23 protein-coding genes are annotated in these 25,598 nt (G+C 54.3%); 18 read left to right on the forward strand and 5 right to left on the reverse strand.

Features of this window, described 5'->3' with window-relative positions; all coding sequences use genetic code 11:
• Positions 1-6 precede the first annotated feature (6 nt).
• Genes ABJN86_RS02205 through ilvN form a run of 3 tightly spaced genes read left to right on the forward strand, consistent with a single transcriptional unit; the run spans position 7 to position 2,723 of the window.
• Complete coding sequence (locus tag ABJN86_RS02205) at positions 7-1,767, forward strand: acetolactate synthase 3 large subunit (RefSeq protein ID WP_348364673.1); 1,761 nt, start codon at positions 7-9, stop codon at positions 1,765-1,767.
• A 4-nt stretch (positions 1,768-1,771) separates the two neighbouring features.
• Positions 1,772-2,140, forward strand: a complete 369-nt coding sequence (locus tag ABJN86_RS02210) for a hypothetical protein (RefSeq protein ID WP_348364340.1) — start codon at positions 1,772-1,774, stop codon at positions 2,138-2,140.
• 19 nt (positions 2,141-2,159) lie between these two features.
• A complete protein-coding gene (gene ilvN, locus ABJN86_RS02215) occupies positions 2,160-2,723 on the forward strand; it encodes an acetolactate synthase small subunit (protein WP_348364339.1) in 564 nt (187 codons plus the stop codon).
• 2 nt (positions 2,724-2,725) lie between these two features.
• Here the strand turns inward: ilvN and ABJN86_RS02220 are convergent, their stop codons facing one another.
• Both ABJN86_RS02220 and ABJN86_RS02225 read right to left on the reverse strand, forming a co-directional pair.
• Entirely contained in the window at positions 2,726-4,531 is a 1,806-nt protein-coding gene (locus ABJN86_RS02220; RefSeq protein ID WP_348364338.1) for a hypothetical protein, read from the reverse strand.
• Positions 4,532-4,707: 176 nt separating this feature from the next.
• Entirely contained in the window at positions 4,708-4,947 is a 240-nt protein-coding gene (locus tag ABJN86_RS02225; RefSeq protein WP_348364336.1) for a hypothetical protein, read from the reverse strand.
• Positions 4,948-5,296: 349 nt separating this feature from the next.
• On the opposite strand from ABJN86_RS02225, the gene ABJN86_RS02230 reads away from it, so the two are divergent.
• Both ABJN86_RS02230 and ABJN86_RS02235 read left to right on the forward strand, forming a co-directional pair.
• Positions 5,297-6,451, forward strand: a complete 1,155-nt coding sequence (locus tag ABJN86_RS02230) for an SRPBCC family protein (RefSeq protein WP_348364334.1) — start codon at positions 5,297-5,299, stop codon at positions 6,449-6,451.
• Between the two features lie 11 nt (positions 6,452-6,462).
• Positions 6,463-6,654, forward strand: coding sequence for a hypothetical protein (locus tag ABJN86_RS02235; protein ID WP_348364333.1), 192 nt, complete (start codon positions 6,463-6,465; stop codon positions 6,652-6,654).
• Positions 6,655-6,960: 306 nt separating this feature from the next.
• On the opposite strand, the gene ABJN86_RS02240 is transcribed toward ABJN86_RS02235, so the two are convergent.
• Positions 6,961-7,503, reverse strand: coding sequence for an AAA family ATPase (locus ABJN86_RS02240; RefSeq protein WP_348364332.1), 543 nt, complete (start codon positions 7,501-7,503; stop codon positions 6,961-6,963).
• Positions 7,504-7,924: 421 nt separating this feature from the next.
• Here ABJN86_RS02240 and ABJN86_RS02245 point away from each other — a divergent pair, with 421 nt between their 5' ends.
• Complete coding sequence (locus ABJN86_RS02245) at positions 7,925-8,647, forward strand: dienelactone hydrolase family protein (RefSeq protein WP_348364330.1); 723 nt, start codon at positions 7,925-7,927, stop codon at positions 8,645-8,647.
• Positions 8,648-8,915: 268 nt separating this feature from the next.
• On the opposite strand, the gene ABJN86_RS02250 is transcribed toward ABJN86_RS02245, so the two are convergent.
• Complete coding sequence (locus tag ABJN86_RS02250; protein ID WP_348364328.1) at positions 8,916-9,794, reverse strand: LysR family transcriptional regulator; 879 nt, start codon at positions 9,792-9,794, stop codon at positions 8,916-8,918.
• A gap of 134 nt (positions 9,795-9,928) precedes the next feature.
• Here ABJN86_RS02250 and ABJN86_RS02255 point away from each other — a divergent pair, with 134 nt between their 5' ends.
• The 12 genes from ABJN86_RS02255 (at position 9,929) to ABJN86_RS02310 (ending at position 21,402) form a co-directional block, all read left to right on the forward strand.
• Positions 9,929-10,963 carry a TRAP transporter substrate-binding protein gene (locus ABJN86_RS02255; protein WP_348364326.1) on the forward strand — a complete coding sequence of 345 codons (1,035 nt, stop codon included), beginning with the start codon at positions 9,929-9,931 and terminating at the stop codon, positions 10,961-10,963.
• A gap of 10 nt (positions 10,964-10,973) precedes the next feature.
• The gene (locus ABJN86_RS02260; protein ID WP_348364324.1) at positions 10,974-11,507 is read left to right on the forward strand and encodes a TRAP transporter small permease; all 534 of its coding nucleotides are present in this window, start codon (positions 10,974-10,976) and stop codon (positions 11,505-11,507) included.
• Positions 11,504-12,784: a TRAP transporter large permease gene (locus ABJN86_RS02265; protein WP_348364323.1), complete on the forward strand. Its 1,281-nt coding sequence runs from the start codon at positions 11,504-11,506 to the stop codon at positions 12,782-12,784. The genes ABJN86_RS02260 and ABJN86_RS02265 overlap by 4 nt, the downstream gene beginning before the upstream one ends.
• A 15-nt stretch (positions 12,785-12,799) precedes the next feature.
• Positions 12,800-13,453 (forward strand): DUF2848 domain-containing protein, encoded by a 654-nt coding sequence (locus ABJN86_RS02270; RefSeq protein WP_348364321.1) that lies wholly within the window; start codon positions 12,800-12,802, stop codon positions 13,451-13,453.
• The gene (locus tag ABJN86_RS02275) at positions 13,450-14,694 is read left to right on the forward strand and encodes an amidase family protein (RefSeq protein WP_348364320.1); all 1,245 of its coding nucleotides are present in this window, start codon (positions 13,450-13,452) and stop codon (positions 14,692-14,694) included. The genes ABJN86_RS02270 and ABJN86_RS02275 overlap by 4 nt, the downstream gene beginning before the upstream one ends.
• Positions 14,687-15,880, forward strand: a complete 1,194-nt coding sequence (locus ABJN86_RS02280) for a M24 family metallopeptidase (protein WP_348364318.1) — start codon at positions 14,687-14,689, stop codon at positions 15,878-15,880. Before ABJN86_RS02275 ends, ABJN86_RS02280 begins: the two co-directional genes overlap by 8 nt.
• Positions 15,877-16,767 carry a LysR family transcriptional regulator gene (locus tag ABJN86_RS02285; protein WP_348364317.1) on the forward strand — a complete coding sequence of 297 codons (891 nt, stop codon included), beginning with the start codon at positions 15,877-15,879 and terminating at the stop codon, positions 16,765-16,767. Before ABJN86_RS02280 ends, ABJN86_RS02285 begins: the two co-directional genes overlap by 4 nt.
• 168 nt (positions 16,768-16,935) lie before the next feature.
• Positions 16,936-17,604 (forward strand): hypothetical protein, encoded by a 669-nt coding sequence (locus tag ABJN86_RS02290; RefSeq protein ID WP_348364315.1) that lies wholly within the window; start codon positions 16,936-16,938, stop codon positions 17,602-17,604.
• 76 nt (positions 17,605-17,680) lie between these two features.
• Positions 17,681-18,640: a TRAP transporter substrate-binding protein gene (locus tag ABJN86_RS02295; RefSeq protein ID WP_348364313.1), complete on the forward strand. Its 960-nt coding sequence runs from the start codon at positions 17,681-17,683 to the stop codon at positions 18,638-18,640.
• Between the two features lie 88 nt (positions 18,641-18,728).
• On the forward strand, positions 18,729-19,238 hold the full coding sequence (locus ABJN86_RS02300; protein ID WP_348364311.1) for a TRAP transporter small permease: 510 nt from the start codon (positions 18,729-18,731) through the stop codon (positions 19,236-19,238).
• Between the two features lie 2 nt (positions 19,239-19,240).
• On the forward strand, positions 19,241-20,539 hold the full coding sequence (locus tag ABJN86_RS02305; protein WP_348364310.1) for a TRAP transporter large permease subunit: 1,299 nt from the start codon (positions 19,241-19,243) through the stop codon (positions 20,537-20,539).
• Positions 20,539-21,402 (forward strand): hypothetical protein, encoded by an 864-nt coding sequence (locus tag ABJN86_RS02310; protein WP_348364308.1) that lies wholly within the window; start codon positions 20,539-20,541, stop codon positions 21,400-21,402. The genes ABJN86_RS02305 and ABJN86_RS02310 overlap by 1 nt, the downstream gene beginning before the upstream one ends.
• 185 nt (positions 21,403-21,587) lie before the next feature.
• Here the strand turns inward: ABJN86_RS02310 and ABJN86_RS02315 are convergent, their stop codons facing one another.
• Complete coding sequence (locus ABJN86_RS02315; protein WP_348364306.1) at positions 21,588-25,274, reverse strand: vitamin B12-dependent ribonucleotide reductase; 3,687 nt, start codon at positions 25,272-25,274, stop codon at positions 21,588-21,590.
• Between the last annotated feature and the right edge of the window lie 324 nt (positions 25,275-25,598).

Here is a 25,598-nt window from a genome sequence, read left to right on the forward strand (position 1 = left end):
AGCACGATGGCAAAGAAGCAAATGACCGGCGCGGAGATGGTGGTTCAAGCCCTGATTGATCAAGGCGTGGACACAGTATTCGGATACCCCGGTGGCGCTGTCCTACCGATCTATGACGAGATCTTTCAGCAAACCAAGATCAACCACATCTTGGTGCGCCACGAGCAAGGCGCGACCCATGCCGCCGAAGGCTACGCGCGCTCCACTGGCAAGCCCGGTGTTGTGCTTGTGACATCGGGTCCCGGCGCCACGAACGCCGTGACGGGCATGACAGACGCGTTGCTAGACAGCATCCCGATGATCGTTTTGTCGGGTCAGGTTCCGACCTTCATGATCGGCAATGACGCCTTCCAAGAGGCCGACACCGTTGGCATCACGCGCCCCTGCTCCAAGCATAACTGGCTGGTGAAAGACACCGACCAGCTGAGCGACGTTATCCATCAGGCGTTCCACGTTGCGACCACAGGTCGTCCAGGGCCGGTTCTGGTTGATATCCCAAAGGACGTGCAGTTCGCCAAAGGCAGCTACACAGGCCCTAAGGACGCCAACACCGCGCATTACGCCCCAAGCGTTAAAGGCGACATCGAAAGCATCACTGAGCTGGCCGAAATGATCGAAGCCGCAGAGCGTCCGATCCTTTATACGGGCGGTGGGGTTATTAACTCTGGCGACAAAGCAACTGCGTTGCTGCGCGAATTGGCCAATGAGACGGGCTTCCCTGTGACCTCCACTCTGCTGGGCTTGGGCGCGTATCCGGCGTCGGGCAAGCAGTGGTTGGGTATGCCCGGCATGCACGGTCTTTACGAGGCCAACATGGCGATGCACGGCTGCGACCTGATGATCAACATCGGCGCGCGCTTTGATGACCGGATCACGGGACGCGTGGATGCGTTCTCGCCGAATTCCAAGAAAGCCCATATCGATATTGATGCCTCCTCGATCAACAAGATCATCCATGTGGATGTTCCGATCGTTGGAGACGTGGCGAATGTTCTTGAGGACCTTCTGCGCATCTGGAAGTCTCGGGGTAGCAAGACCAACAAAGCGGGCTTGTCCAAATGGGACAAGCAGATTGAAGAGTGGCGTGCACGGCGTTGTTTGGCCTATAAAAATTCCGAAACCATCATCAAGCCACAATATGCATTGCAGCGCCTTGAGGCCCTGACTAAAGACCGTAAAGACCGCTTCATCACTACTGAAGTGGGTCAGCACCAAATGTGGGCCGCGCAATACCTTGGTTTTGAGGAGCCGAACCATTGGATGACCTCCGGCGGCTTGGGTACGATGGGCTACGGCCTGCCCGCCTCTGTTGGGGTGCAAGTTGCGCATCCGGACGCCTTGGTGATCAACGTCGCCGGCGAGGCATCTTGGCTGATGAACATGCAAGAGATGGGAACCGCACGTCAGTACAACCTGCCGATCAAGCAATTCATCTTGAACAACGAGCGTCTTGGCATGGTCCGCCAGTGGCAGCAATTGCTGCACGGCAACCGCTACAGCCACTCGTGGTCCGAAGCCCTGCCCGATTTCGTCCTTTTGGCGCAAGCTTTTGGGGCCAAGGGTATCAAGTGTTCAGACCCGTCTGATCTGGATGATGCGATCATGGAGATGATCAACCATGACGGCCCCGTGGTGTTTGATTGCGGCGTTGAGAAGCACGAGAACTGCTTCCCGATGATCCCGTCGGGCGCGCCGCACAACGAGATGCTGATGGGCGACGACACAGGCGAAGACGCAATCGGCGCGTCAGGCGCGGTGATGGTCTAGGGTCATGTGGGAGTGGGTCACTTCACTCTTTGCGGCCTCCCTGCCCCCAGCCGTGGTGCCGGACTTCGACCTGATCCGTGACGTGTGGCAGCAAGAGTTGCGCTTCACCCAAGCGGCTGAGGTTTGCGTGTGCGGTATCGGGTGCGGGGATGCCCCTGAGGGCGGTTATCTGGTGACGGCCACCGCCACGGGATCGGGGGATGCACAGGTTTTGCATTTCGCGGGCCAAATTGAGATCGAAGGTGCTCCGGTGACGCTACGCCCCGACAGCATCTGCCTAACAAAGCAGGCGCAAGACCCATTGCGCCTGACACTACTGACAGCAACGGGATATCCGGCCAAGTCCGGCACCCCCGTGATCGACATACGATAGAGAAGAAAGAGAGACCGCAATGTCCCCGCTAAAGATCAAAAAAGGTTCTTCCAAGCATTCCGCCTATGATTTGCGGGATCCAAACGGCGACGTGATTGAACGCCACACCTTGGCCTGTGTGGTCGCCAATGAAGCTGGCGTTCTGGCGCGGGTAATCGGGCTTTTCTCCGGACGTGGTTACAACATCGAAAGCCTAACAGTGGCTGAGGTAGACCATGAAGGGCACCGCTCTCGCATTACGATCGTGACGACGGGCACGCCTTCGGTGATCGCGCAGATCAAGGCGCAGCTGGCGCGTATGGTTCCGGTTCACGCCGTCCACGACCTCACCGAGGAAGGTGCGAGCGTCGAGCGCGAGTTGGCATTGTTCAAAGTAACCGGCACAGGGAACGAACGCATCGAAGCGCTACGTCTGGCAGAGATTTTCCGCGCGAATGTCGTCGATAGCACGCTCGAGAGCTTCGTGTTCGAGATGACGGGTCATTCCGAAAAAATCGACGCCTTCGCAGAGCTGATGCGCCCGTTGGGCTTGGTTGAACAAGCCCGCACAGGGGTCGCTGCTTTGTCTCGCGGTAAAGAATAGTCCTAACGGCTTCTCGTCCCCGATGCGAAGTTGTCCACGCCGTGAACGATCGAAACCGTGTCTGTCCCTAGCGGGGCAGGAATTCCTTCCGGAAGAACAATTTCAAATGCGCTGTGGGCCCCTAATAGGCCCGTTGGCAAGTTGAACTTGCGGTTGGCCAAATACTGCTGCGCGGATCTCGCGACCCATTTTCCAGGCTCTTCCTCAGTGTACATGAGGGACCCCACGGTGATGAGGTCGTCGCCTCCTCTGGGGGTGAAATTTTTGCCCGCCAAGCGCACCGATCCAGGCTGGTGTTCCATAACGATGTCGCGAATTGGGGGACGTGGCCCTGCCGTAATTGCACCTTGTTCCATCAATGTGATCATACCTGCCATTTGAGGCATCAGCGGGTAGATGTCATTGAAGGTATTTGATTGCAGTCGAGTATTACGCAGGTCCAGAACACCGCCGGGGTTGTTGCGCAGGACCTGTTCCCAGAAAGCTTTGTATTTTCCTTGGTCGTCGGTTGGCTTCGCCCCCGTAAAGAGGCTGGTCGCATCATTGGAAAGGGTCGATAAATCTACCGTTCCAACGGTGTAGGCTTGAACGGATCCAACGACTGTGTGTCGAAACAAATTATGGACGAATGGGGCCACGCTGGGTACGGGTTCGCTTCTCGCAGGCCATGTATTTTGTCTGCAGCTCTCATCCAGCTTGACTAATGAAATTCGCGCGCGAGATGACGCTGAGATCACGGCATTAAAGTCAGTCACCACATGCTTTAGGCGCTTGGTCGCACCGGAAAAACGCAACACGGTTGGGCTGTAGAATGACGCATAGAGTGTCATCGCCCCATCCCCTTCAGGGATTTTTACGTCAACAACACTGGTCGTTGTCGTGCTGCTGCGCCCTATCTTCAGGTTTGACATGGCTGCGCCTTCGTAGCCAGCAATGGCGTAAATTTCACCCCAATCACGAGGGGTTGGCGCTTGGCATCCGACGGGAATTGGACCGCCTTGAGTTTGAAACGGGTCGCGAGATTTCGGCAATTGAGCACGCGGTTTTCGGGTAAGTTGTCTTAGCAACCGGTCTGTTGATTGGTTGTTCGGGCGGGCTTGTCGCTGGCGGCGCTCTCGTGTCAATTTTTGAATCAACTCAAGTTCAGCAGGATCAAGCTGGTCATCGTCATTCTGGTCCACCAAAGACTTGAATTGTTCAAAGGCGGCGAGAATTTCGCCACGATCAACAGTTCCGTCCGAATTGTTATCGAACCTCATAAGGTTAAACGGTTCTCTGGTTTGCCGATTCTGAAGAAGCGTTGCAATGATTTCAGAGACGACGATCATGCCGTCCCCATTGGTGTCCGGCTCCATAAACTTCTCTAGCGCATTCTCGTACACTTGCGCACGCTGCTCTGAAGTTGGCTCAATGACCACATTACCCGAACGCAAGAACCGTCCAGCTTGCTTATAAGCAAAGGCGGACATCTCGGAGCGTGAAACCTTACCATCGGCATCTAGATCATACTGTAGATAGTTAGACAGTTTGGATGACCGGCTTTTGGCTTCCGTAATCTGATGCGCCAGCTCCAAGTCTAATTCTTGGATACCGGGAATGGCATCTAAATCAGCACGGCTCCAAGTTTGAAGCATTTGCTCGCGCACACCGTCCAGCCCACCCCTTCGGCTCACCATTGGCGAGGCAAAATCGAACGCTCCTATTTTGTCTTGGGGGATGCGCTCTTCTTGCGAAAAGCCTGCGCCAACGCCAACAGACATGGCGAGTAAGAAAGACAGAGCAAATTTTGTTTGAAAATGTTTATGCATATCCGGATCCATAACTAAAATATGAATACCAGCTTGCCATGTGAATGTGGCCGAATTTTGTACGGTTAACCCGTTTGATTCGATGACCCGCGCCCCTGCTCTACCCGAGGCAGGTCGAGAATTTGCAGGGACGCGGACACATCACCACGCGCGTGGAACACGTGGTGACGCAAAGGTTAGGCCTCAGGGATCAGGCCGCCTTCTGTTGCTGCTGTCAGCTCTTCTTCGTCAACAACGCCGTCGCCATTTGTATCAATCGCGCCGAAGCCCTCTTCCGTAATGGTCGGGTAGACCGCCAGCATTTCTGTAAACGACACAACACCGTCACCGTCAGTGTCTAAATCAGCCACGGCTGCGGAAGCCATTGTTGCAAGCATCGATGCTGTCGTCAGTGTGATAAGTGTAGTTTTCATCATTGGTTATCTCCAAAATTACTTCAGTGTGGCCCCGTGACTTCCGAGGCCAAGACCCCTGATTGGTGATCTCGATGCTGTTGTGGCGGCTTCAATCATCGATGTGCAGTGATGTCCTTAAATCGCGTCAAAACGGGCCAATTGCGGCCTGTTGGCTGGATTTTTGCGAGCATTAGCCCGCCGATAAAATCTCGTTTGCGCGTTTCAGCGGGAAGCCTCCTACCCTCAGCGTGGAAATCGGCAAGAAGCCGATCATGCGTCGCGGTAAGGCCAACGGTGTCGCAGTGATACAAGTGAGCCCTGCCAGTTCGTGCAAGGGTTAAGGAAGAAACCACCAAGCCGGAGGACACAAATGTTCAATGATCTTGAAGCCGTTATAGCACCGATTGAGACCGCACGTGGCCTCCCCAACGCGCATTACATCGATGAGGCGACCTTTGCGCAGGAAAACAAAGCGGTTCTGTTTGGAACTTGGGCCGGATTAGCCGTCGGCGCTGATGTTCCTGAGAATGGTGATGCGAAACCGATAGAGCTGCTGGGGCTCCCGCTGCTCTTGATCCGCGACAAAGATGGTGATGTTCGTGTGTTCCAAAATACCTGTCGTCACCGCGGTATGATCTTGGTGGAGGAGCCGCGCAAAATCGAAGGTGCGATCCGCTGTCCCTATCATTCGTGGTGCTACTCGACCAAAGGCAAGCTGGTGGCCACCCCGCATGTCGGTGGTCCGGGGATGAACACCCATGACGCGGTGGACAATGACACGCTGGGTTTGATCGAGGTCCCCTCCCACATTTGGCGCGATGTGATTTTTGTGAACATCAATGGCAATGCCGCCCCCTTTGAGCAGGTCCACGCCAATCTGATCGCGCGGTGGTCAGAATTTGACCAACCCATGTATCACGGCGGCGCGGACAGCACGTTCCAACTGGCAGCGAAGACCAACTATAAGCTGGCGGTTGAGAACTACTGTGAAAGCTACCACCTGCCTTGGGTCCACCCTGGATTGAACAGCTACTCACGCCTTGAGGACCACTACAACATTAACGAGCCGGACCAATACTCTGGCCAAGGCACCTATGTGTACCGCCAGTTTGAGGGAGAGAACGGCACGCGGTTCCCCGACTTCAAAGGGCTTAGTGGTAAGTGGGATGAAGGCGCGGAATACATCACCGTCTACCCCAATGTCCTACTGGCTGCACAACGCGACCACGGCTACGCGATTATTCTAGAGCCCAAGTCGATCAACGAGACATTGGAACATGTCCACATCTACTACGCGGCCCCAAAGGTGGATAGCACTATGCGCGTAAAGAACACCGCGCTTTGGAAAGAGGTGTTTGAGGAGGACATATTCGTCGTCGAAGGCATGCAGCGCGGCAGATATGGTCCCGGTTTCGACGGCGGACGGTTCTCCCCCGCGATGGATGGCCCGACACATTGTTTTCACGCATGGGTGGCGCAGCGGATACTTGATCACCGCGGGTCCGAAGCCGTGGCGGCGGAGTGAGCCTAGATGCAATGTTACTGGCAGCGCACGCCGCTGGTGACTTAACCGCGTTAACCGAACTTTATGCAAAGGCTGCGTCGCAGGCTGAGACCAATGTCGCGCGGGGGTTCTACCTCACTCAAGCCTATATTTTCGCGCTTGAGGCCGGAGACACACGGGCCGAGGCGTTGGCGGTGTCTCTTAAGAACCAAGGACGGCTTTAAGTGGCAGGGTAAGGATGAAATGCGACCGCTCTAGCGCCGGATTTTCCGAATTGAGGAGTTTTATAGCGAAGAGCACCACCAAGGTGTTCAAACTGCAAAAGTGGCGGCGGCCCAGATTTCGCGAGCTGCTCCAGCCCCACGCTAAGCCTATTTCACGGTGACATAGCTACGAGTGGCGATCAAACGGCATCGCATATTATCCGCAGAGCGGACGAAGTTGCCTCCCATGGCACGTTCGTCAATGTCTGGTTTGGCGAACCTTTCCAAAGAAGGTCCTTTATTGGAACTACGTCGATGCCGCAAAAATTAGGAAAGACACTCCAGAACGAAATCAGCCCGCGCCTCGACATCGATCTTCGGCAAGCTGACCGTATCGTATCCAAGTTGCCCGAAGGCATCGAGCAACCGATGGTATTCGCCGAAACCTTCCTCCATGCTGTGCTTTCGTTCGCCGTCCACTCGGTAGATTTCAGGCCAAGGCGGGGTCATGAAAACCTGTTGGTGGAAGCGGCTTCCTGCTGAAACAGTGTCAGATGCGGCTATCCCAGTTGCGTGCTCCAGCGCGACGGCTGCATCCACAAGCCCGCGATCGAAGAACACCCAATTTTCCGTATGTTTTATGCCCTCTCGGTCGTGATATGCCATTTCGATGGCCCGTCTTGCGAACGCCTCCAGATCGACCCAAGGAAGCGCCTTGCCCTCGCCGCGCATTTCCTCCGCGACGATCCTTCGGCCGGGTTCCTCGACAGTGACGAAGCCCCGTCGCCTGAGTACAGCCAGTAGCGTCGATTTTCCTCCGCCGGAACATCCGGATAGGATGACATGTCGGCTGGCGGTGTCGTTCTCCATCAAGCTATCCTTCGGTGTTGGCGTGCGCATGTATATCGCAGCACGGCTGGATATCGAACTTTCCAGCGTGTTCTAAAAAAACCTCGTTTTTGGGAGGCAGTAAAAAGTCCTCGTTTGATATTCCCACAAACCCCACTCAAAACCGAAGTGATTGTTGAACGTTTTGCCCATCCACACAATGCGTTCGCGGCATGACAGAAATTCAGTAAAAGAGCTCAAACCGCTCCTTCACTGCAATCTCCGTAAAGGCCCGCTTTGTCGGCTGATTTGTATAGGTCTGCCGGCTTCCATTGCAAATTGGTATCGGTTTGAAGCGATCATAGGTGATCGTTTCAAGTTCGCTCGGAAATTATCTCTAAATCGTTATCTGAGGCTTTCAGTCGAGCTGCTATGTAGGGTCCAACAGAAGAAAGGGCCCACCATGAAAAAACTGTTAACCGCGTTGAGTATAGTGCTTTTGTCCACCTCATTGGCAGGTGCGAAAACGGTGCAGTTTGAGGCGTCGGATGGGGTCACGGTCACTGCAGATTTCAAGGAGCCAGATGGGAGCTACAAATCAGTCGTTGTTTTGTTCCACATGGCCGGAGCAAGCCGAGGTGAGTACACCAACATCTCCAAGCGTTTGAATACCCTAGGTTATGCCACTCTTGCGGTGGACCAACGCTCCGGCGGGAGCTTCAATGGCGTTCGGAATGAAACAGTAAGATCGGCGGGCGGCAGTACGGATTACGTCGGAGCAATTCCTGACCTTGTCGCGGCCTCCCATTGGGCGCGGAAAAATGCGAGTGCGAGCCACGTCGGCGTCCTTGGCTCCTCCTACTCTGCGGGCCTCGTCTTGGTGCTTTCGGCGCAGGACCGAAAATTCGCGGATGCGGTCATGTCGTTCTCTCCGGGCGAATATTATGGTTCCAAAAATTATGTCGCGAAGAAGGTTGGCGACATCAAAGCGCCCACGTTCTTGACAAGTGCGCGCGGCGAAGCGCGCCAATGGCAGAAGTTCGCGGGACGAATTGGTTCTCCGGTTGTCGGATTTATCCCGAAGGGCTCTGGTCGTCACGGTGCATCGTCGTTGGATGGGAATGGCGCGGCTGAATATTGGGTTGCGCTTGAGGGATTCCTGGGCCGTTACCTTCCAGCCAAATAAGGTGTTCTTGGCGGGCCAAATGGAAGTGTAAGTGTGAGATGCCCCAATTTCATAATTACCTATGTTTTCAAAGATAAAGAAAAACCCCGTCACTGAAACAGCTACGGGGTCATCCCTTTTTTGTCTTTAAACTCGTAGGCTGCCTTGATGACGGTGGCCGCAGGGCTGGGGATCAGATCTCGTGCGGTAAGCACGCGATGCACTGTGGATTTCGACAAATGGGTCCAAACTGTTCTCGCGATATAGGTTGAGGGGCGACCAAACATGTTCACATAGCTTGTTGGGATGCCGAGCCACACGCGACGTCGTTTAGACATTGCACAGCCTTCTCGATGAAGGTGCCCTCATATTCGCGTAAATATGATGCTGACATCGCTAACGAACTGGGCGTCCAGCCGGGGTTAAACAGCGCGACTCGCCCGCTTTCAATACTGCGGTACGACGCAAGCTTGGGAAATGCCCCCGCGCCGATCCCTGCCCCAACCATTTCAAACCCAGTCGATAACGCACTAGTAGGAAAAACCCGTACTCCCGACCCATAAAGGCGCGTCAAATTGGCGTGAATTTCTTGAAACGGACGAGACTTACGGTGAAACGTGATGACGGGTGTTTTGGAAAGATCAGGATCCTTGGCATCCGACCGCTTAAACCACCCCATCTCTACGGATGGCAAGGCTACGTTGGTAACTGTGTAATCCGAGATCGGCCCCATCAAGACAACAAGATCAAGCGAACGTTCCAAAACTTGCTCGCGCAGATTTACAGAAATATCGACAGACACTTCGACCAAAACCCGAGGATACAATCGGTGAAAACGGGTCAGAAACTCAGCAAGCCAGCTTTCAGCAGCGGTTTCAATTACACCAAGTCGCAATACAGACTCGAACAGTTCTGACGGGGCAAGTTCTAAACTGATTCTGTTCATAGTTTGCTCCAAGACTTCAGCGTGCGGAACCAGCAAAACACCTGCACGGCTCAGCTGCATCCCGCCACCGCTGCGGTCGAACAAAGTGACATTCAGCTCCTTTTCCAATGCCAAAATTCTATTTGAAACGGCAGGTTGCGAGAGATTCATCGCAGCTGCCGCACGCCGGACAGCTCCCAAACGCGCAACAGAAAGAAAGGTAAGTACTTGGTCGAAGTTCATGAGTGTAGCTCACCTAATGATAGCGATTCATTATCACTTTATATCTAAACATAAAATTTGACAAAATCACCCCTGCCACAGAGCTTAACCGCAAGGATGCTGCAATTGCGTCCATTTCCAATAGGGGTCTGCCAATGAACAAGTTTACATTCACACTCACAGCACTATTTCTGGGCACCGCTGCCCAGGCACAAGACAACCTTTCCGTTGTCGGCAGTTGGAGCGGCTTGCCGCTGCACAAGAACTACGAAGCGCCTTTCTGGACGAAAGGCCTGCCAGACGCCGCTGGCGGAGATCTTGAGGTAGCTCTGACGACCCATGACCAGATGGGTATTTCAGGTGGCGATGTCTTTCGCATGATGTCCCAAGGCGTTTTCGACGTGGGCATGACTGCGGCAGATTATGCCGTCTCTGACAGCGCGGCACTTGAAGGCCTTGATGTGCCATTGGTCGCCAGCGATGCAAATGAAGCCAAAATCGCTTTGGACGCAGCTCGTCCGATGATGAATGACATTTTTGAAACCGTCTTTAATGCCCATGTCATCGGCACTGCACCCTACCCCGCGCAAATCGTTTTTTGTAACGCGTCAATTGCCGGGCTCGCTGATCTTAAAGGTTTAAAAGTGCGCGCGTCTGGCCGCATGACCGCAAATGTTCTTGAAGGTTTGGGCTCTGAAGCTGTTACGATGTCATTCGGTGAAGTTCCCGGAGCACTGCAACGCGGCGTTATCGATTGTGCCGTCACTGGCGCTGGATCAGGGTACAGTTCAGGTTGGTGGGAAGTTTCTACGCACCTGCTGCCTCTCGCACTTGGTGGTTGGGACCCAGTTGTTGCAGCGATCCGTCTGGATCGATGGAATGCACTGGATGGTGAAAAGCAAAATGCACTAACGACATCCTTCGTTGAACAGATCGAAAAGCCTGCATGGGCCGAAGCACAGGCAAATATGTCTTCCGAAATCGCCTGCCTGACAGGTGGAGAATGCACCTTGGGCGACACGCGTGACATGACTTTGGTTGAAGCAACGCCGGCGGATGAAGCGATTGTTAAAGAGTTGTTGGTCACAACAATTTTGCCTGAATGGTCTGAACGCGCGGGCGGTGACTGGGGTCAACGTTGGAACGACACCGTTGGTGCGACCACTGGCGTTACTTTCGTCGCAAACTGAGGCGATCCCCATGCAAGGTCTTGTTGAAACATTGGCGCGCATCAACGGCTATATTGCCCTGAGCGCGGGTATCATGTTGTTGGTCGCAGTTGTCGCAATCCTTACAGATGTGGCGATGCGTGCCTATGGACATCCATTGGGCGGTACAGATGAATTGTCCGGTTACGTGATGGCCATCGCAACCGCTTGGGGGGTGAGTTACGCGCTCACCGAGCGGGCGCATGTTCGCATCGAACTGATCCGCAACAAACTGATCCCAGCAGGACGCGCTGCAATGGACTTGATCTCGCTTGCTGCCTTGGCGGGTACCGCGATTGTAATCGGATGGCGGGGGTGGGGCGTTCTAGCGTCCACCCTCGCCAACGATTCACGCGCAAACACTGTTCTGGCAACACCGCTGGCATGGCCTCAAACCCTTTGGTTCGCTGGGTGGTTGTGGTTTGCCGTCTCTGCCCTACTTCTTTTGGCGTCTTGCCTGGTTTTCGTGATCAAACGCGACTGGTCCGCGGTTGACGATGTCGCGGGGGTAAAGGCGGAGCTATGATCCTATTTACCACATCAGGGCTGTTTACGTTGCTCTTAGCTTCGATCCCTGTGGGCATCATCTTGATCCTTCTATCAATTGCCCTCGACACGTTTTTCTCTCCATTTCCCTTAATGCGCGGGTTGGGCCAAGTGGTCTGGTCCTCGTCCAACTCAGGAACGTTAATAGCTATTCCGTTCTTTGTGTTGCTTGGCGAAATCCTTGTACGCAGTGGCGTGGCCAGCCGCACATATAACGCACTGAACAGCTGGTTATCGTGGCTACCTGGTGGGTTGATCCACGCGAATATCGCCACATCAACGTTGTTCTCGGCGACATCCGGCAGTTCAGTTGCGACCGCTGCGACCGTGGCGACAGTTGCAACGCCGCAAGGCGACAGGCTTGGCTATGACCCTCGTCTTTTCACCGGTGCAATCGCGGCAGGCGGAACTTTGGGGATTATGATCCCGCCATCCATTAATTTGATCGTCTATGGCTTCCTAACCGAAACCTCGATCCCGCGCTTGTTCTTGGCGGGGTTACTTCCAGGCATCTTACTGGCGCTCTTATTTATGCTCATCGTAGTCGCATTATGCGTTTGGAAACCATCGCTTGGTGGTCAAAGCCCCGAATACGATTGGGGCCAACGCATGCGCGGCTTACCTGACCTACTGCCAGTGATGGGCTTGTTCGTGACCATTGTTGTCACGATCTACGCTGGGATCGCGACCCCCACTGAATCCGCGGCCCTAGGCGTAGTATTTGCCTTGATTATCGCCGGATTAAATCGCGCATTGACGTTGGACATGTTGAATGAAGCGTTGCGCGGAACGATCAAAACCACGTCGATGATTATGCTTGTGGTGATTGGGGCTTACGTTCTGAACTTTGCCCTTACCGCGTTGGGCATAAGCCGCCAACTGCAACAACTACTCGAGGGATTGGGGCTGGGTGCCTATGGAACCCTAATGGTGATCGTTCTGATCTACATCGTCCTCGGTTTTTTCATTGAAACGCTATCGCTCATGGTCGCGACTATTCCTATCGTTGTCCCAATCATCGAAAGCTTCGGCTTTGACAAAATCTGGTTTGGCATTCTGATGATTGTGTTGATCGAAATGGCGCTTATCACCCCGCCTGTAGGGCTCAACCTGTACGTTGTTCAATCTGTCCGTAAACGCGGAAAAATGGCCGATGTCGTCGCTGGAGCGCTGCCATTTGTCCTCATCATGCTTGGTATGGTTGGCCTTCTCATTCTCATTCCCGGTTTGGCCCTTTGGTTGCCTGCCGCCCTCTAATTTCACAGGACATTTATGAAATTTGAAACACCAAACGGCCCCGTCAGCTTTGATCTCGATCACCTCGTGGTGGCCGGCTGGACCGGTCGCGACCTAGACAAAGTTCAACATCACATTGACGAGCTTGCGGCGATTGGCGTGGCACCGCCATCGCAGGTTCCCTTGTTTTACCGCACGTCCGTAAACTTGCTTGGGCAAGGCAAACAAATTGAAGTTTTGGGCCAAGGTACATCAGGCGAGGTCGAACCATTAATCATACATGCAAACGGAGCCTTATGGCTTGGGCTGGGGTCAGATCACACAGATCGCCTACTAGAGGCCCATTCTGTCGCCGCTTCCAAACAGGCCTGCGCCAAACCCGTTGCAAAAGCGATTTGGCCGCTTGCCGAAGTCAATCCTCATCTGGATGAAGTGGAATTGCATTGTGAAATTAATGAAGAGGGTAAGTGGGTTACCTACCAGACGGGTACCCTCTCCAGCATTAGCCCGCTTGCGGAGTTGATTGCAGCCTCGAGCCTTCCAGAAGGTGGTGCGATGCTGTGTGGGACATTAGGCGCAATTGGCGGCGTACGGGAAAGCAGCGCATATCGGTTGCGCATGACAGACCCTGTTCTAGAACGTGAGATCAGCTTAGAATACAATGTTACAACTCTACCGGTGATCGCATGACACTGCATGATTTTGCCTCTCCAACAGACGCCGAGCGCATCGCAAGTGCCAAAGCCAGCGAGGGTGTTTTCACCAAGCTAATGGCCGACGAATTTCTCCAATCGGCAGGACGTGATGGCCCCCTCCACAACAAGGTCCTATCCGTAAAGGACCTATTCGACATCAAAGGACAAACCACGCGCGCGGGAAGCCCAATTTTGGCTAATGTCAAACCCGCAAGCAAAGACGCGACCGCTGTAGAACTTTTGCGGACTGCTGGCGCACGAGTTATCGGTCGAACGACCATGACAGAGCTCGCATATTCTGGCTTGGGCCTAAACCCGCATGACGGCACTCCGGAGAACCCGCTGTTTTCCCGATGTATTCCAGGCGGGTCTACCTCTGGCGGTGCCGTGTCGGTAGCGACAGGTTTGGCAGACATTGCCCTTGGCAGTGACACTGGCGGTTCATTGCGTATTCCCGCAGCATTTTGCGGACTTGTTGGATTCAAACCGACACAAGCCAGCGTTTCAATGTCGGGTGCTGTGCCATTGTCAGAAAGCCTCGACAGTGTTGGCCCTATGGCACGCGATGTCACAACATGTGCAATCTCATGGCAGGTAATGGCAAAGCGCCCTGTTGCAACGATCGCCAAACAGCGGCCCAAACTGATCATTCCTCAAAACTTTGGTCTCACCGATCTTGATCCCGCCATCACAGCCGGATTTGCAGAATTACGTGAAACACTAAAGACCAAAGGTTGGGAACTTCGCGATGTAACACTTCCGGTTTTGGAGGACTACGGCACTCTGCCTGTTTGGCAATTCAGTGCCTATGAAAGCCTGCGCCGTTTTGGAGACAAACTGGGCGAACATGGCGCACATATGGACCCCCGAGTGCGTCAACGTATGGAGCGTGGGCGTGAAATTTCGGAAACAGTTTTTGCGACAACTCTGTCTCAGCGTGCGGAACTAATCGCTTCGTTTCGCGCTGAAATCGATGATGCAATCGTACTTTTGCCTACCGTCGCCATCCAGCCTCCGCACTTTGACGATGTTGCGACCGATGACGGTTTTTCTAAATTGAACTTGTTGGCCTTAAGAAACACCAGTTTGGCGAATGTCATGGACGGGTGCAGCATTAGCATACCCTACGGACGGGGTGAGGCCTTGATGGGTGCCATGCTGACCAGTTTTGGCGGCCAAGACGAAACCATCTTTGGGGCCGCCTTGGCAATGGAATCTGATTTGGGCAATGGATAGGCTTCCCCCCAAGCTGCGCGACCTTGACCCGACAATTCACGCGAAACGACGAGCGGCGCTGCTCAAGTTAACAAGCGGAATGCCGATTGTAGTGTTCGGTATGGGCAGCGCGCTTGGGGCTGGTACGCAATCACACGGCGGAATGCGTTTCTTGACTGGCTGGGACAGTCACGAATCCAGCGCTCTACTTTTGCTAAAGGAAGGCTCATCGCGCCTTTTGCTGACAAGTCCATTTATGGTCCCATCAGCGCTTGCCGCTGTCGCCGATTTGTCCCCTGAGTACATTCCCAAGTTGCTTTGGCCACAAACGGTGGCGGACTTTCTAACAGGACAAGCACCTGCGTTGATCGGCGTGGATGAAATGCCGTTAAAGATATACCGAGACCTCGCTTCACATCTGGACAATGGACTTGATGTCACGTCGCGACTTGATGGGCTGCGGCAGATCAAGGGGTCCGCGGCGCTGGACGTACATCGTTTCGGCGCTGCGATATGTGACACCTTGTTCGCGGCATTGCCTGATGCCATAAAAACAGGCCGTAGAGGATCTGAAAGCCAACGCATTCTTGAAGACCTCGCACGTCAACATGGTGCCGAATACTGCCGCAGTTGGCTAACTTTACGCCCGCAGGCGGACCACCCCCGATATTGGCCTGAAGAAACAGAAAAATGCGCGGAAATGGGCGACCAGATGTTGTTTGGTGTCGCCTTAACTGTTGATGGTCACTGGGCGCACGGCCTACGAACAGGGCATGTCGGCTCCGTGCCCTCAGCCATAATCGATCTTCATAAACAAGTTGAAATGGCCCTTCAGCTTGGACGGGCTGCGTTAGGACCGGGCCGCTCAATTTCTGATGCCGTGAAAACGATGTCAGATGCTGTTGGCACTTCAAATGGCGTCGCAAACGGCCGCGATACGACAAGTTTTCGCGCGGGACATGGACTTGGACTTACGTACGAAGAACCCGGTCTGACGGCTGTCTTTGCGCAAACTTTTGGGGCATATCCAGAACCTTTGCCAAAGGACGTCGGACCAATCCTTGAACCCGGCATGGTTCTCGAACTTCATCCTAACCTGTTCGTTGACGGTGTCGGTGGCGCGGCATTGGGGCAGATGTTTGAGATCACGCAAACCGGAGCGACCCCCCTATTGAAAGCACCGCTTGAGTTGGTACCGCTGAAATGAATACGCGGTTCTTAGAAACCTTTGTCGCCGTTGCAAACTTGGGAAGCTTCCGCGCAGCAGCAGAGCTGTTAAACGTAAGCCAAGCAACGGTATCTAGCCGGATATCCGCACTGGAGACAGAGCTGCGGGTGGGGTTGTTTGATCGCGAATTTCACGCCACTCGGATCACCGTCGCTGGCGCGCTAATTCTAGACAAGGCGCAAGAAATTTTGGCGACGGAACAAACTCTGCGCAATACATTGTCCGACCCAGCCACAGCCGTGGGACGGGTTCGTCTTGGGATCGTGTCCTCGGTTGTCCATACGTGGTTGTGCGATCTCATCGAAGAGGTCGCGCGCTGTTACCCTCGTCTGGAATTAGAATTGACGGTTGAATCTACACCCAACATCACCGCGGCTTTCGAACGCGGGACGTTGGATATGTTGCTGACCACTGAGGATCGCTATGACGAATCCAGCGTCTGTGCCGAATTGCCGCCCCTAGCCATGGGATGGTTCGGTCCTGAGGGAATGCGCGACGAGACATTGACGCTCGCCGATGTCGTGAGCAGCCCATTGATTACCTTCACCAGAAATTCTCGTCCACATACCAACGTCTTAGGGTTGTTTAGTGAACAGGGCCTTAGGCCCTCCATCGTGCATTGCATCACGTCTATGGCCGCGATTGCGCGGCTGACACAACGCGGATTGGGGATAGCAACGCTTCCATTGGCCAGTGACCTATCAGGGCCGGAACTGTTCCCTATTGATGTGGATGCGCAATTGCCGCCGTTGCCGCTTTATTGTATCTGGCGGCGCAGTTCTGACGCTGCCACCTACAAGGCAATAGCTGATCTCGCACAAGCCTGCGCCGAACGCCATCAACGGTTGGCGCACTCACCCGCATGACATCAACACCAAACCCGATCACCCCCCCCTGAATTATTCCGTTTGTGGGAAACTCGCTTTATGGCGAAGCTCACTTAACAGAAATCGACATCACTGCCCTTTACCAAAACGCGCGTGGATTTTCCCCGCCGCGTAGCGGGGAAGTTTTGTCAAAATACAGGATACAGAATGACGAATATCCGTACGACAAATCAGGCACAACTTTTTGTCTGGAGCGATATCGACCCGGACCATGAAGCTGATTTCAACCTTTGGTACGACCGCGAGCATATGGAAGAACGCGTTCGTATTTCTGGGTTTACCGGTGCCCGTCGATATCGCGCAATATCAGGCTCCGCGCGGCGTTACCTCGCGCTATATCGCGCAAGCGGCCTCGCAGATTTCACGACCGCGGCCTACCGCAAAGCTTTTACCAAGCAAACTCAATGGTCGGTCACCAATTTTGGCCGCATGTCGAACACTCGGCGTCGCGTCATGCATGTCGCTCAAGAAGGTGGCTTTGGTTGGGGCGGTGCGCTTGTGCTGATCGAACTTGTTCCTGATGCCATGTCATCTGACGACATTACGCCAGTTCTGGCTGAAATGATGGCAAAGGACGGTGTTTTGCGGGTCCACTACATGACCCCAGATGAAACCCTTTCAACACCTCTTCCTTCCGAAAATTTGGAAGGACGTGTTCTTGCTCCCTGCATTGCGGTTGATGTGTCGTCGGAACCCATAGCTGAAGCCACGTTGCGCCAATTGCGTGAACAGCTTGGTGGCGCCGTACGCGAAGCCGAGACCTTCGGCCTAATGTGGTCGCTAGACGAAACTGACCTCCCGCAACTTGAAGATTAAACGAACCACCCTGTCTCAGACGGAGTGCACGACAAGACAAAAAGACTACGAACCAAAACCAACAAGGAGACCAACAATGAAACACTTCCTAATCGGAACGGCGATAGCAGCCCTGACAACGAGCTTTGCCCATGCCGAAACATGGCAGATGTCAGCTGACGCACCAGATGGAAACTATTTGACCCAAAATATCCGCGCTTTCGCTGATGATGTCGCCCGCCTTTCTGGTGGAGATTTGGAAATCGACGTGGTTTCCAACTCAGTGCTGCTTGCACGCACCGAACTTAAACGCGGCGTTCAACGCGGTATCGTCCCAATCGGGGAAGTCTTGATTTCCGCACTTGGCAACGAAGACCCGATTTATTCAGCAGATGCTGTCCCGCTGATGGCAACTACGTTTGACGAAGCGCGCGCTCTTTGGGCCGCATCACGCCCGATTTTTGAAGAAAAACTCGCGGAAGACGGGCTTGTGTTACTTTACGCAGCGCCGTGGCCACCGCAGGGCGTCTACATGAACGCCGAAGTGACCGATGCATCCTCATTTGAGGGGGTGAAATTCCGTGCCTACAACCCGTCGACGGCACGTCTAGCTGAGCTTTTGGGCGCTGTTCCGGCCACGATTGCATCCTCTGAAATTAGCCAAGCGTTTTCCACAGGTGTCATCAACGGCATGATCACGTCGCCATCAACAGGCGTCGACAGCCAGGCGTGGGATTTCGTGGATTACTATTACGACGTACAGGCCTTCCTGCCCAAAAACATGGTGATCGTAAACCAAAGTGCCTATGACGGCTTGTCCGATGGAACCAAAGCCGCCGTCCAAGAGGCCGCTGCATTGGCCGAAGATCGTGGGTTTGAATTGGCAGAAACCGCCACCGTCGAAGCCACTAAAATCATGGCAGACAATGGCATGACTGTTTTGCCTACCCCTCAGGGCTTGATCACTGACTTTGAGGCAATTGCTACCACGATGAGCGCCGAATGGTTGGAGCAAGTTGGAGAAGACGGTCAAAAAATCGTCGACGCCCTGAACTAATCACAATGGCCCGGGCATAATCCGCCCGGGCCTTTTTTGGGTGTTTTCCGAAACACCTCAACGCCCCTACCCTTCGGAGCCCGCAGACATGTTACTAACCCGCCATATACTCAATTTCTGTGGTTCATTGGCCGCGTTGTCCCTTGCGGGCATTGGCGTCTTGATCCTGTCGCAGATTGGGCTGCGCTTGCTAGGTAGTCAAATCCCATCGGCTGATGACTTCGCCGCTTGGGCGCTCAGCGCGTCAATCTTCCTTGCTTTACCCGCTACTCTGATCCACGGCGATCATATCCGTGTCACGTCTCTGTGCCAGCTTCTGCCACCGAAAATAGCCCATATCGCTGACATTGTGGCTGCGGGTTTTGCTACTGTGATGATGGGATGGGTCGCTTGGGCCATCTTTGGTTACGTCTCAGAGAGTTGGACGTATCATGAGCTCAGCCAAGGGGTGATCGCTGTGCCGCTTTGGATTCCGCAATCCGCGATGGCACTTGGATCAGCGTTGTTTGCAGTCGCCTTTGCAGAACGTACTGGACGTTTAATCTTTGGTCTTCCGGTCGAGCTTGAAAAAACTGATACCTTGTCGGGAGGAGAATGATCATGGATCTCCTTCTTCAATCGGGCGTCCTTATTTTTACTCTCTTCGTGCTATTGGGCTTAGGGGTTTGGGTCGGCGTTGCGCTTATGGCCTCTGGGGTTGTGATCTTTACGGTCTTCACCTCCACGCCGGTCGAGGCAATTCTTGGGACAGTAATGTGGGTGCACTCAGCAAGCTGGACCCTGACCGCATTGCCGTTGTTTATCTGGATGGGTGAAATTCTATATCGAACACGTTTGGCCGAAAATCTGTTTTCGGGCCTTGCGCCATTGGTCGGGCGCCTGCCCGGCGGGTTGGCTCATGTAAACGTTGTTGGCTGTGGAATTTTTGCAGCCGTTTCTGGCTCATCCGCTGCGACAACCGCCACTGTGGGTCGCATCTCACTGCCAGAACTTAAATCACGAGGATATGCCGAACGCCTAGCTATCGGTTCATTGGCCGGCTCCGGCACATTGGGTCTGTTGATCCCACCATCGATCGTAATGATCGTCTACGGTGTTGCTGCTCAGGTATCGATCAACCGCTTATTCATTGCCGGTGTGGTCCCTGGATTGATGCTGATGGCGTTGTTTTCAACTTATATCGCAATCTGGTCTAAGATGAATCCATCTGGCGTGCCAGCACCAGACCCCCGCATACCAATGGGTGAGCGTTTGCGCAGGCTGCGTATGCTATTCCCTGTCGTGGGCCTGATCATCGGCGTAATCGGGTCGATCTATGCCGGTGTCGCCACAGCAACCGAAGCGGCCGCCATCGGCGTTTTGGGCGCACTTGTCATCGCTGCTTTTGGCGGATCACTCTCCATTCAGAACCTTATCGCGTCGCTGATGGGGGCTACACGCACCTCTGCCATGATTGGGCTGATCCTACTTGGCGCCGCATTTCTGACCTCAGCCATGAGCTTTTCCGGCCTACCAAGCGATTTGGCTGAACTCATCTCGGCCAGCGGCCTTGGAACGACCGGCTTGATCGCTGTCCTCACTGTCTTCTTTGTGCTGCTCGGGTGTTTCCTTGATGGGATTTCAATTGTCGTGCTCACGACTTCCGTGGTTCTGCCAGCCGTAATCGCCGTGGGGATCGACCCTATCTGGTTCGGGACTTATCTCATCATCGTTGTCGAAATGGCCCAGATCACCCCGCCACTTGGGTTTAACCTCTTTGTGATCCAAAATCTGACAGGAAAATCCATCTTCGAGATTACCCGCATGGTCGTGCCCTATTTCATGATCCTTGTATTGGCGGTCATCTTGTTAACCGCATTCCCTCAAATCGCTACTTGGCTCGTAGAGCAAACTTATTGATGCAACGCCGCGACACTATAGCGAGGCGCACCGCTGCTTATGTTTCCTTAGGGCAGCAACGCTATCGGGTTGAACATATTGCTGATCCCGCACTTGCTGGGATCAGCGACGTTGCAACGTTGGGTGACAAGATAATTGTGCTTCGGAGGCAATCGCCTCAGCTGATCGTGCTCGGACCTAATGGCACCTCGCTAGAGACCTGCGTCGAGCTTCCACAACTAGTATGCGGACACGGTCTGCGCAAAATCGGTTGCGATCGGTTGGCTGTGACAGATATGGACGGGCATAAGGTAATCGTAATTGACGGCACGCTGAATGAAGTCACGCGGATGGATTGCAACGATCACCCGCAATTGGGGCGTCCCTTTAATCACCCATGTGATTGCGTGCAGGGACCAGATGGTCGGTTCTATGTGGCTGATGGTTATGGGAATAGCACCGTTCACATTTTCAGCGCTAACCTTGAGCATTTGAGAACTTTCGGGGAACCCGGCTCTGGCAAGGGCGCGTTCTCGACCCCTCATAGCCTGCTGTTCGATGCAAAGGGACGGCTTTGTGTTGCTGATCGAGAAAACGATCGGGTCCAAATTTTCGATCCCGATGGCAACTGGTTATCGCAAATCAATGGGGTTCACAGGCCCATGGCTCTTGCCCTGACAATCGAAGGTTTGTTACTGGTCACGGACCAAACGCCAAGATTGTCAGCCTATGATACCGAGGGTAATTTGGTTGGTCGTTGTCGAACCTTTTCAACTTACGGGCACGGCTTGGCGCAGCTGCCAGATGAAACGATCATTATTGCTGACATGGCTCCCGACCGCCTAACTCTTCTTAAGCCAGTCGCAGCAGCACTTGATATCTGACGTCATCCCCAATTGTCGATCACTTCAAAAGAAAAAGGCCCCTTCCTAAGAAGGGGCCGAGGTTCACTGATCAGGCTCGTAATTATACCGCTCAAGTTTTTTTGCCTGCGGCCTGATCTGCGTCAGGGGCGAGCGCACCCGCCCCGGAAATCCGACACCACTCTTAAGCAGCGCCGGTATCTTGTTTAGCTACACCCAGACGTCCCGCCGCAGGTGTTGCACTTCATGCATGTGCCGTTGCGCACCAGCGTGTAGTTGCCGCATTCGCCGCATGCTTCACCCTCGTAGCCCTGCATCTTGGCCTTGGTGCGTGCGTCCATCGTCACAGAGCCGCTTGCGAGCGCTGCAGTGGTGTCGCCAGTTTCAGGCACCAGGGTTTGCAATGCTGCAACGGGGTCAGTTGCACTGTCCAGCGCGGTAGCACCCATTGACGCCATACCGCCCTGAAGCACTTTCAGCTCTTGTGGAACCCGCTTACGCAGGTAACCGGTGGAGCTAATTTGTTTCAGCACTTCCAAGGACTTAGAGGCCGCGGTTTCCGACAGGTCGTCGATGTTTTGCAGGTTCTCTTCCTCGCCACGACCTAGATCGTCGAAAGTAGCGCCTGTTGGTTTCACATGCGCCAGATCGGTGCGGTCCAAGTAAGACACGGCCAGCTCGCGGAAGATGTAGTCAAGGATCGACGTGGCATTCTTGATGCTGTCATTGCCTTGAACCATGCCCGCAGGCTCGAACTTGGTGAATGTGAAGGCATCCACGAATTCTTCCAGCGGCACGCCGTATTGCAGACCAACAGACACTGCGATGGCGAAGTTGTTCATCATGGCGCGGAAGCCTGCGCCCTCTTTGTGCATGTCGATGAAGATTTCGCCCAATTGGCCATCTTGGTACTCGCCTGTGCGCAGGTACACTTTGTGCCCACCCACGACCGCCTTTTGGGTGTAGCCCTTGCGGCGCTCAGGCATTTTGCTACGTGCGGTGGCTTTCTCAACCTCTTTGATGATGATCTTCTCGATCACCTTCTCGGCCAAAACGGCTGCCTTTTGCTCGTTGGAGCCGCTTTCGAGAATTTCAGCCGCCTCATCGTCATCCTCGACCAAAGCGGCGGCCAGAGGTTGCGACAGTTTGGAGCCGTCACGGTACAAAGCGTTCGCCTTGATGCCCAAAGACCAAGACAGCTCATAGGCTTTCTGGCAGTCTTGGATGTCGGCATCATTTGGCATGTTGATCGTCTTGGAGATCGCACCAGAGATGAAAGATTGTGCCGCCGCCATCATGTAAATGTGGCTGTCCACTGACAAGAAACGTTTTCCTTTCTTGCCGCATGGGTTGGCGCAGTCGAACACAGAGTAGTGCTCTTCTTTCAGGTGCGGTGCACCCTCCAAGGTCATGGTGCCGCAGACGTGGTCGTTCGCATGCTCGATTTGCTCCTTAGAGAAGCCGAGGTGGCGCAACATGTCGAAGCTTGGGTTGTTCAGCTCGGCCTCTGGGATACCCAGCGTGCCTGTGCAGAACTCTTCGCCCAAGGTCCATTGGTTGAACACGAAGCGGATGTCGAAGGCACTTGGAAGTGCGGCTTCGATCTTGGCCAGCTCAGCTTCGCCGAAGCCGTGGCCCACAAGTGCGGTGTGATTGATGCCCGGTGCATTGCCGATCGTACCGTGGCCTACTGCATAGGACACAATCTCTTCGATCTGGTTGCTGGCATAGCCGAGGTTTTCCAAAGCACCCGGAACGCCGCGGTTGATGATCTTGAAGTAGCCGCCACCCGCAAGCTTCTTGAACTTCACCAGTGCGAAGTCAGGCTCAATGCCGGTGGTGTCGCAATCCATAACCAGACCGATAGTGCCTGTTGGCGCGATCACTGTGGATTGGGCGTTGCGGTAGCCGTGCTTCTCGCCCAGTGCCAGCGCTTCGTCCCAAGCGGCCATTGCAAGGCCGATGAGGTCTTGGTCAGGGCAGTTCGCGTGGTCCAGTGCCAGCGGCTTGATGTCCAGCTTCTCGTAGCCGTCGTCATTGCCGTGGGCCGCGTTGCGGTGGTTGCGGATAACCTTGAGCATATGCTCGGAGTTCTTGGCGTAGCCAGGGAACGGGCCCAGCTCTTTGGCGATCTCGGCGGATGTTGCGTAAGACACGCCAGTCATCAGCGCAGTCAGGGCGCCACACATCGCGCGGCCTTCCTTACTGTCGTAGCCGAAGCCCATGTTCATCAGCAAGCCGCCGATGTTGGCGTAGCCCAGACCCAAGGTGCGGAAGTCGTAAGAGCGCTGCGCGATCTCTTTGGACGGGAACTGTGCCATGGTGACGGAGATTTCCAGCGTCAGCGTCCACAGACGGCTGGCGTGCATGTAGAGCTCCGCGTCGAACTTCTGGTCCTTTTGGTAGGTCAGCAAGTTCATCGACGCGAGGTTACATGCCGTGTCGTCCAAGAACATATACTCGGAACACGGGTTGGAGCCGCGGATTTCGCCGTCTTCCGGGCAAGTGTGCCAAGCGTTGACGGTGTCGTGGTACTGGATGCCCGGATCGGCACAGGCCCATGCTGCGTGGCCCACTTGTTCCCACAGGTCGCGGGCTTTGATGGTTTTGCAGACTTTGTTGTCCTTGCGGTTCACCAGATCCCAGTCGGCGTCGGCCTCTACAGCCTTCAAGAAGGCATCGGTGACGCGGATGGAGTTGTTGGAGTTCTGGCCGGAGACCGAGCTGTACGCCTCAGAGTCCCAATCGGTGTCATATGTCGGGAACTCGATGGAGGTGTAGCCCTGCTTTGCGTAATCCAACACGCGTTTGACGTAAGTCTCTGGGATCGCAACTTTTTTGGCTTCGCGGATCGCGTCTTTCAGCTGATCATTAGCCTTCGGATCAACAGCATCTTCGATCTTGCCGTCCCATGCTTTGATAGCTTGGAAGATGGTGTTGAGCTTCTGCTCGTGCATCTTGGAGCCAGCAACAATGGAGGCCACTTTTTGCTCTTCAAGAACCTTCCAGTTGATGAATTCTTCGATATCAGGGTGATCCGCATCAACGATGACCATCTTAGCTGCGCGGCGGGTTGTGCCGCCCGATTTGATGGCTCCTGCAGCGCGGTCACCGATTTTTAGGAAGCCCATCAGGCCGGAGGACTTCCCCCCGCCTGACAGGTTCTCACCGGCGGCGCGAAGGGAGGAGAAATTCGTGCCAGTACCGGAGCCGTATTTGAACAGGCGTGCTTCACGAACCCAAAGGTCCATGATCCCGCCCTCGTTGACCAGATCGTCTGAGACAGATTGAATAAAGCACGCGTGTGGTTGTGGGTGCTCATAGGAAGATTTGGATTTGGTCAGCTTGCCGGTTTGGAAGTCGACATAGTGGTGACCTTGGGCCGGCCCATCGATGCCGTAAGCCCAGTGCAAGCCAGTGTTGAACCATTGTGGGGAATTGGGCGCGGCCATTTGCTTGGCCAGCATCAGGCGCATTTCGTCGAAGTAGGCTTTTGCGTCGGCTTCGGTGGTGAAGTAGCCACCTTTCCAACCCCAATAGCACCAAGCACCGGCCAAACGGTCGAAGACCTGCTTGGAAGAGGTTTCGCCGGTAAAGCGTTGATCTTCGGGCAATTTGTTTAAAGCCGCGTCATCAGGAACCGAGCGCCACAGAAATTCTGGCACGCCCTTCTCTTTAACTGTTTTGGTCGCGGCGGGGACGCCAGCTTTTCGGAAGTATTTCTGTGCAATCACGTCAGAAGCCACTTGGCTCCAACCGGCGGGAACTTCCACATTATCTAGTTTGAATACGATCGTCCCGTCAGGGTTGCGAATCTCAGACGCGGTAGAGGTGAATTCTAACGACGCATATGCGTCTTGTCCGGCTTTCGTCAGCTTACGGTCGATCTTCATTCTTGTTTTCCCCGAAATCCCAGGCGCAAAAACTGCGCACGATATTATTACGTTTGACCTGCCTCATGCGGGTCGTGGCCTAAATTTAAAGACGAAGACACTGACCTTACGCCTAAGGCATAAGTGAGCGCGAAATGCGCTTCTGAGTGTCTGGAGTGCGTCCCCGTCCCCTTGTCACCGCCTGCCACTATATGTGGTGGCTTCGTCGGTAACTCGTACTAAGTGACGTATTGCCCCCCGTGTGGTCAACGAATTTTTTACCATGAAAGACCACAAAAATCTGTTGACCAATGTCTTTTGGAAACCCTCCCGATTCCCGTGAAC

The sequence above is a fragment of the Litoreibacter sp. genome, assembly GCF_039974535.1.
GTDB lineage: Bacteria > Pseudomonadota > Alphaproteobacteria > Rhodobacterales > Rhodobacteraceae > Litoreibacter.

Excerpts from the sequence above, each read along its gene's own strand:
- ABJN86_RS02305 (WP_348364310.1), top strand. The coding sequence starts at position 19,241 with ATGGATCTCCTTCTTCAATCGGGCGTCCTTATTTTTACTCTCTTCGTG.
- ABJN86_RS02310 (WP_348364308.1), top strand. The coding sequence starts at position 20,539 with ATGCAACGCCGCGACACTATAGCGAGGCGCACCGCTGCTTATGTTTCC.
- ABJN86_RS02270 (WP_348364321.1), top strand. The coding sequence starts at position 12,800 with ATGAAATTTGAAACACCAAACGGCCCCGTCAGCTTTGATCTCGATCAC.
- ABJN86_RS02240 (WP_348364332.1), bottom strand. The coding sequence starts at position 7,503 with ATGGAGAACGACACCGCCAGCCGACATGTCATCCTATCCGGATGTTCC.
- ABJN86_RS02265 (WP_348364323.1), top strand. The coding sequence starts at position 11,504 with ATGATCCTATTTACCACATCAGGGCTGTTTACGTTGCTCTTAGCTTCG.
- ABJN86_RS02220 (WP_348364338.1), bottom strand. The coding sequence starts at position 4,531 with ATGCATAAACATTTTCAAACAAAATTTGCTCTGTCTTTCTTACTCGCC.
- ABJN86_RS02235 (WP_348364333.1), top strand. The coding sequence starts at position 6,463 with ATGTTACTGGCAGCGCACGCCGCTGGTGACTTAACCGCGTTAACCGAA.
- ABJN86_RS02300 (WP_348364311.1), top strand. The coding sequence starts at position 18,729 with ATGTTACTAACCCGCCATATACTCAATTTCTGTGGTTCATTGGCCGCG.
- ABJN86_RS02245 (WP_348364330.1), top strand. The coding sequence starts at position 7,925 with ATGAAAAAACTGTTAACCGCGTTGAGTATAGTGCTTTTGTCCACCTCA.
- ABJN86_RS02290 (WP_348364315.1), top strand. The coding sequence starts at position 16,936 with ATGACGAATATCCGTACGACAAATCAGGCACAACTTTTTGTCTGGAGC.
- ABJN86_RS02315 (WP_348364306.1), bottom strand. The coding sequence starts at position 25,274 with ATGAAGATCGACCGTAAGCTGACGAAAGCCGGACAAGACGCATATGCG.
- ABJN86_RS02250 (WP_348364328.1), bottom strand. The coding sequence starts at position 9,794 with ATGAACTTCGACCAAGTACTTACCTTTCTTTCTGTTGCGCGTTTGGGA.
- ilvN (WP_348364339.1), top strand. The coding sequence starts at position 2,160 with ATGTCCCCGCTAAAGATCAAAAAAGGTTCTTCCAAGCATTCCGCCTAT.
- ABJN86_RS02280 (WP_348364318.1), top strand. The coding sequence starts at position 14,687 with ATGGATAGGCTTCCCCCCAAGCTGCGCGACCTTGACCCGACAATTCAC.
- ABJN86_RS02275 (WP_348364320.1), top strand. The coding sequence starts at position 13,450 with ATGACACTGCATGATTTTGCCTCTCCAACAGACGCCGAGCGCATCGCA.
- ABJN86_RS02210 (WP_348364340.1), top strand. The coding sequence starts at position 1,772 with ATGTGGGAGTGGGTCACTTCACTCTTTGCGGCCTCCCTGCCCCCAGCC.
- ABJN86_RS02285 (WP_348364317.1), top strand. The coding sequence starts at position 15,877 with ATGAATACGCGGTTCTTAGAAACCTTTGTCGCCGTTGCAAACTTGGGA.
- ABJN86_RS02230 (WP_348364334.1), top strand. The coding sequence starts at position 5,297 with ATGTTCAATGATCTTGAAGCCGTTATAGCACCGATTGAGACCGCACGT.
- ABJN86_RS02260 (WP_348364324.1), top strand. The coding sequence starts at position 10,974 with ATGCAAGGTCTTGTTGAAACATTGGCGCGCATCAACGGCTATATTGCC.
- ABJN86_RS02295 (WP_348364313.1), top strand. The coding sequence starts at position 17,681 with ATGAAACACTTCCTAATCGGAACGGCGATAGCAGCCCTGACAACGAGC.
- ABJN86_RS02255 (WP_348364326.1), top strand. The coding sequence starts at position 9,929 with ATGAACAAGTTTACATTCACACTCACAGCACTATTTCTGGGCACCGCT.
- ABJN86_RS02205 (WP_348364673.1), top strand. The coding sequence starts at position 7 with ATGGCAAAGAAGCAAATGACCGGCGCGGAGATGGTGGTTCAAGCCCTG.
- ABJN86_RS02225 (WP_348364336.1), bottom strand. The coding sequence starts at position 4,947 with ATGATGAAAACTACACTTATCACACTGACGACAGCATCGATGCTTGCA.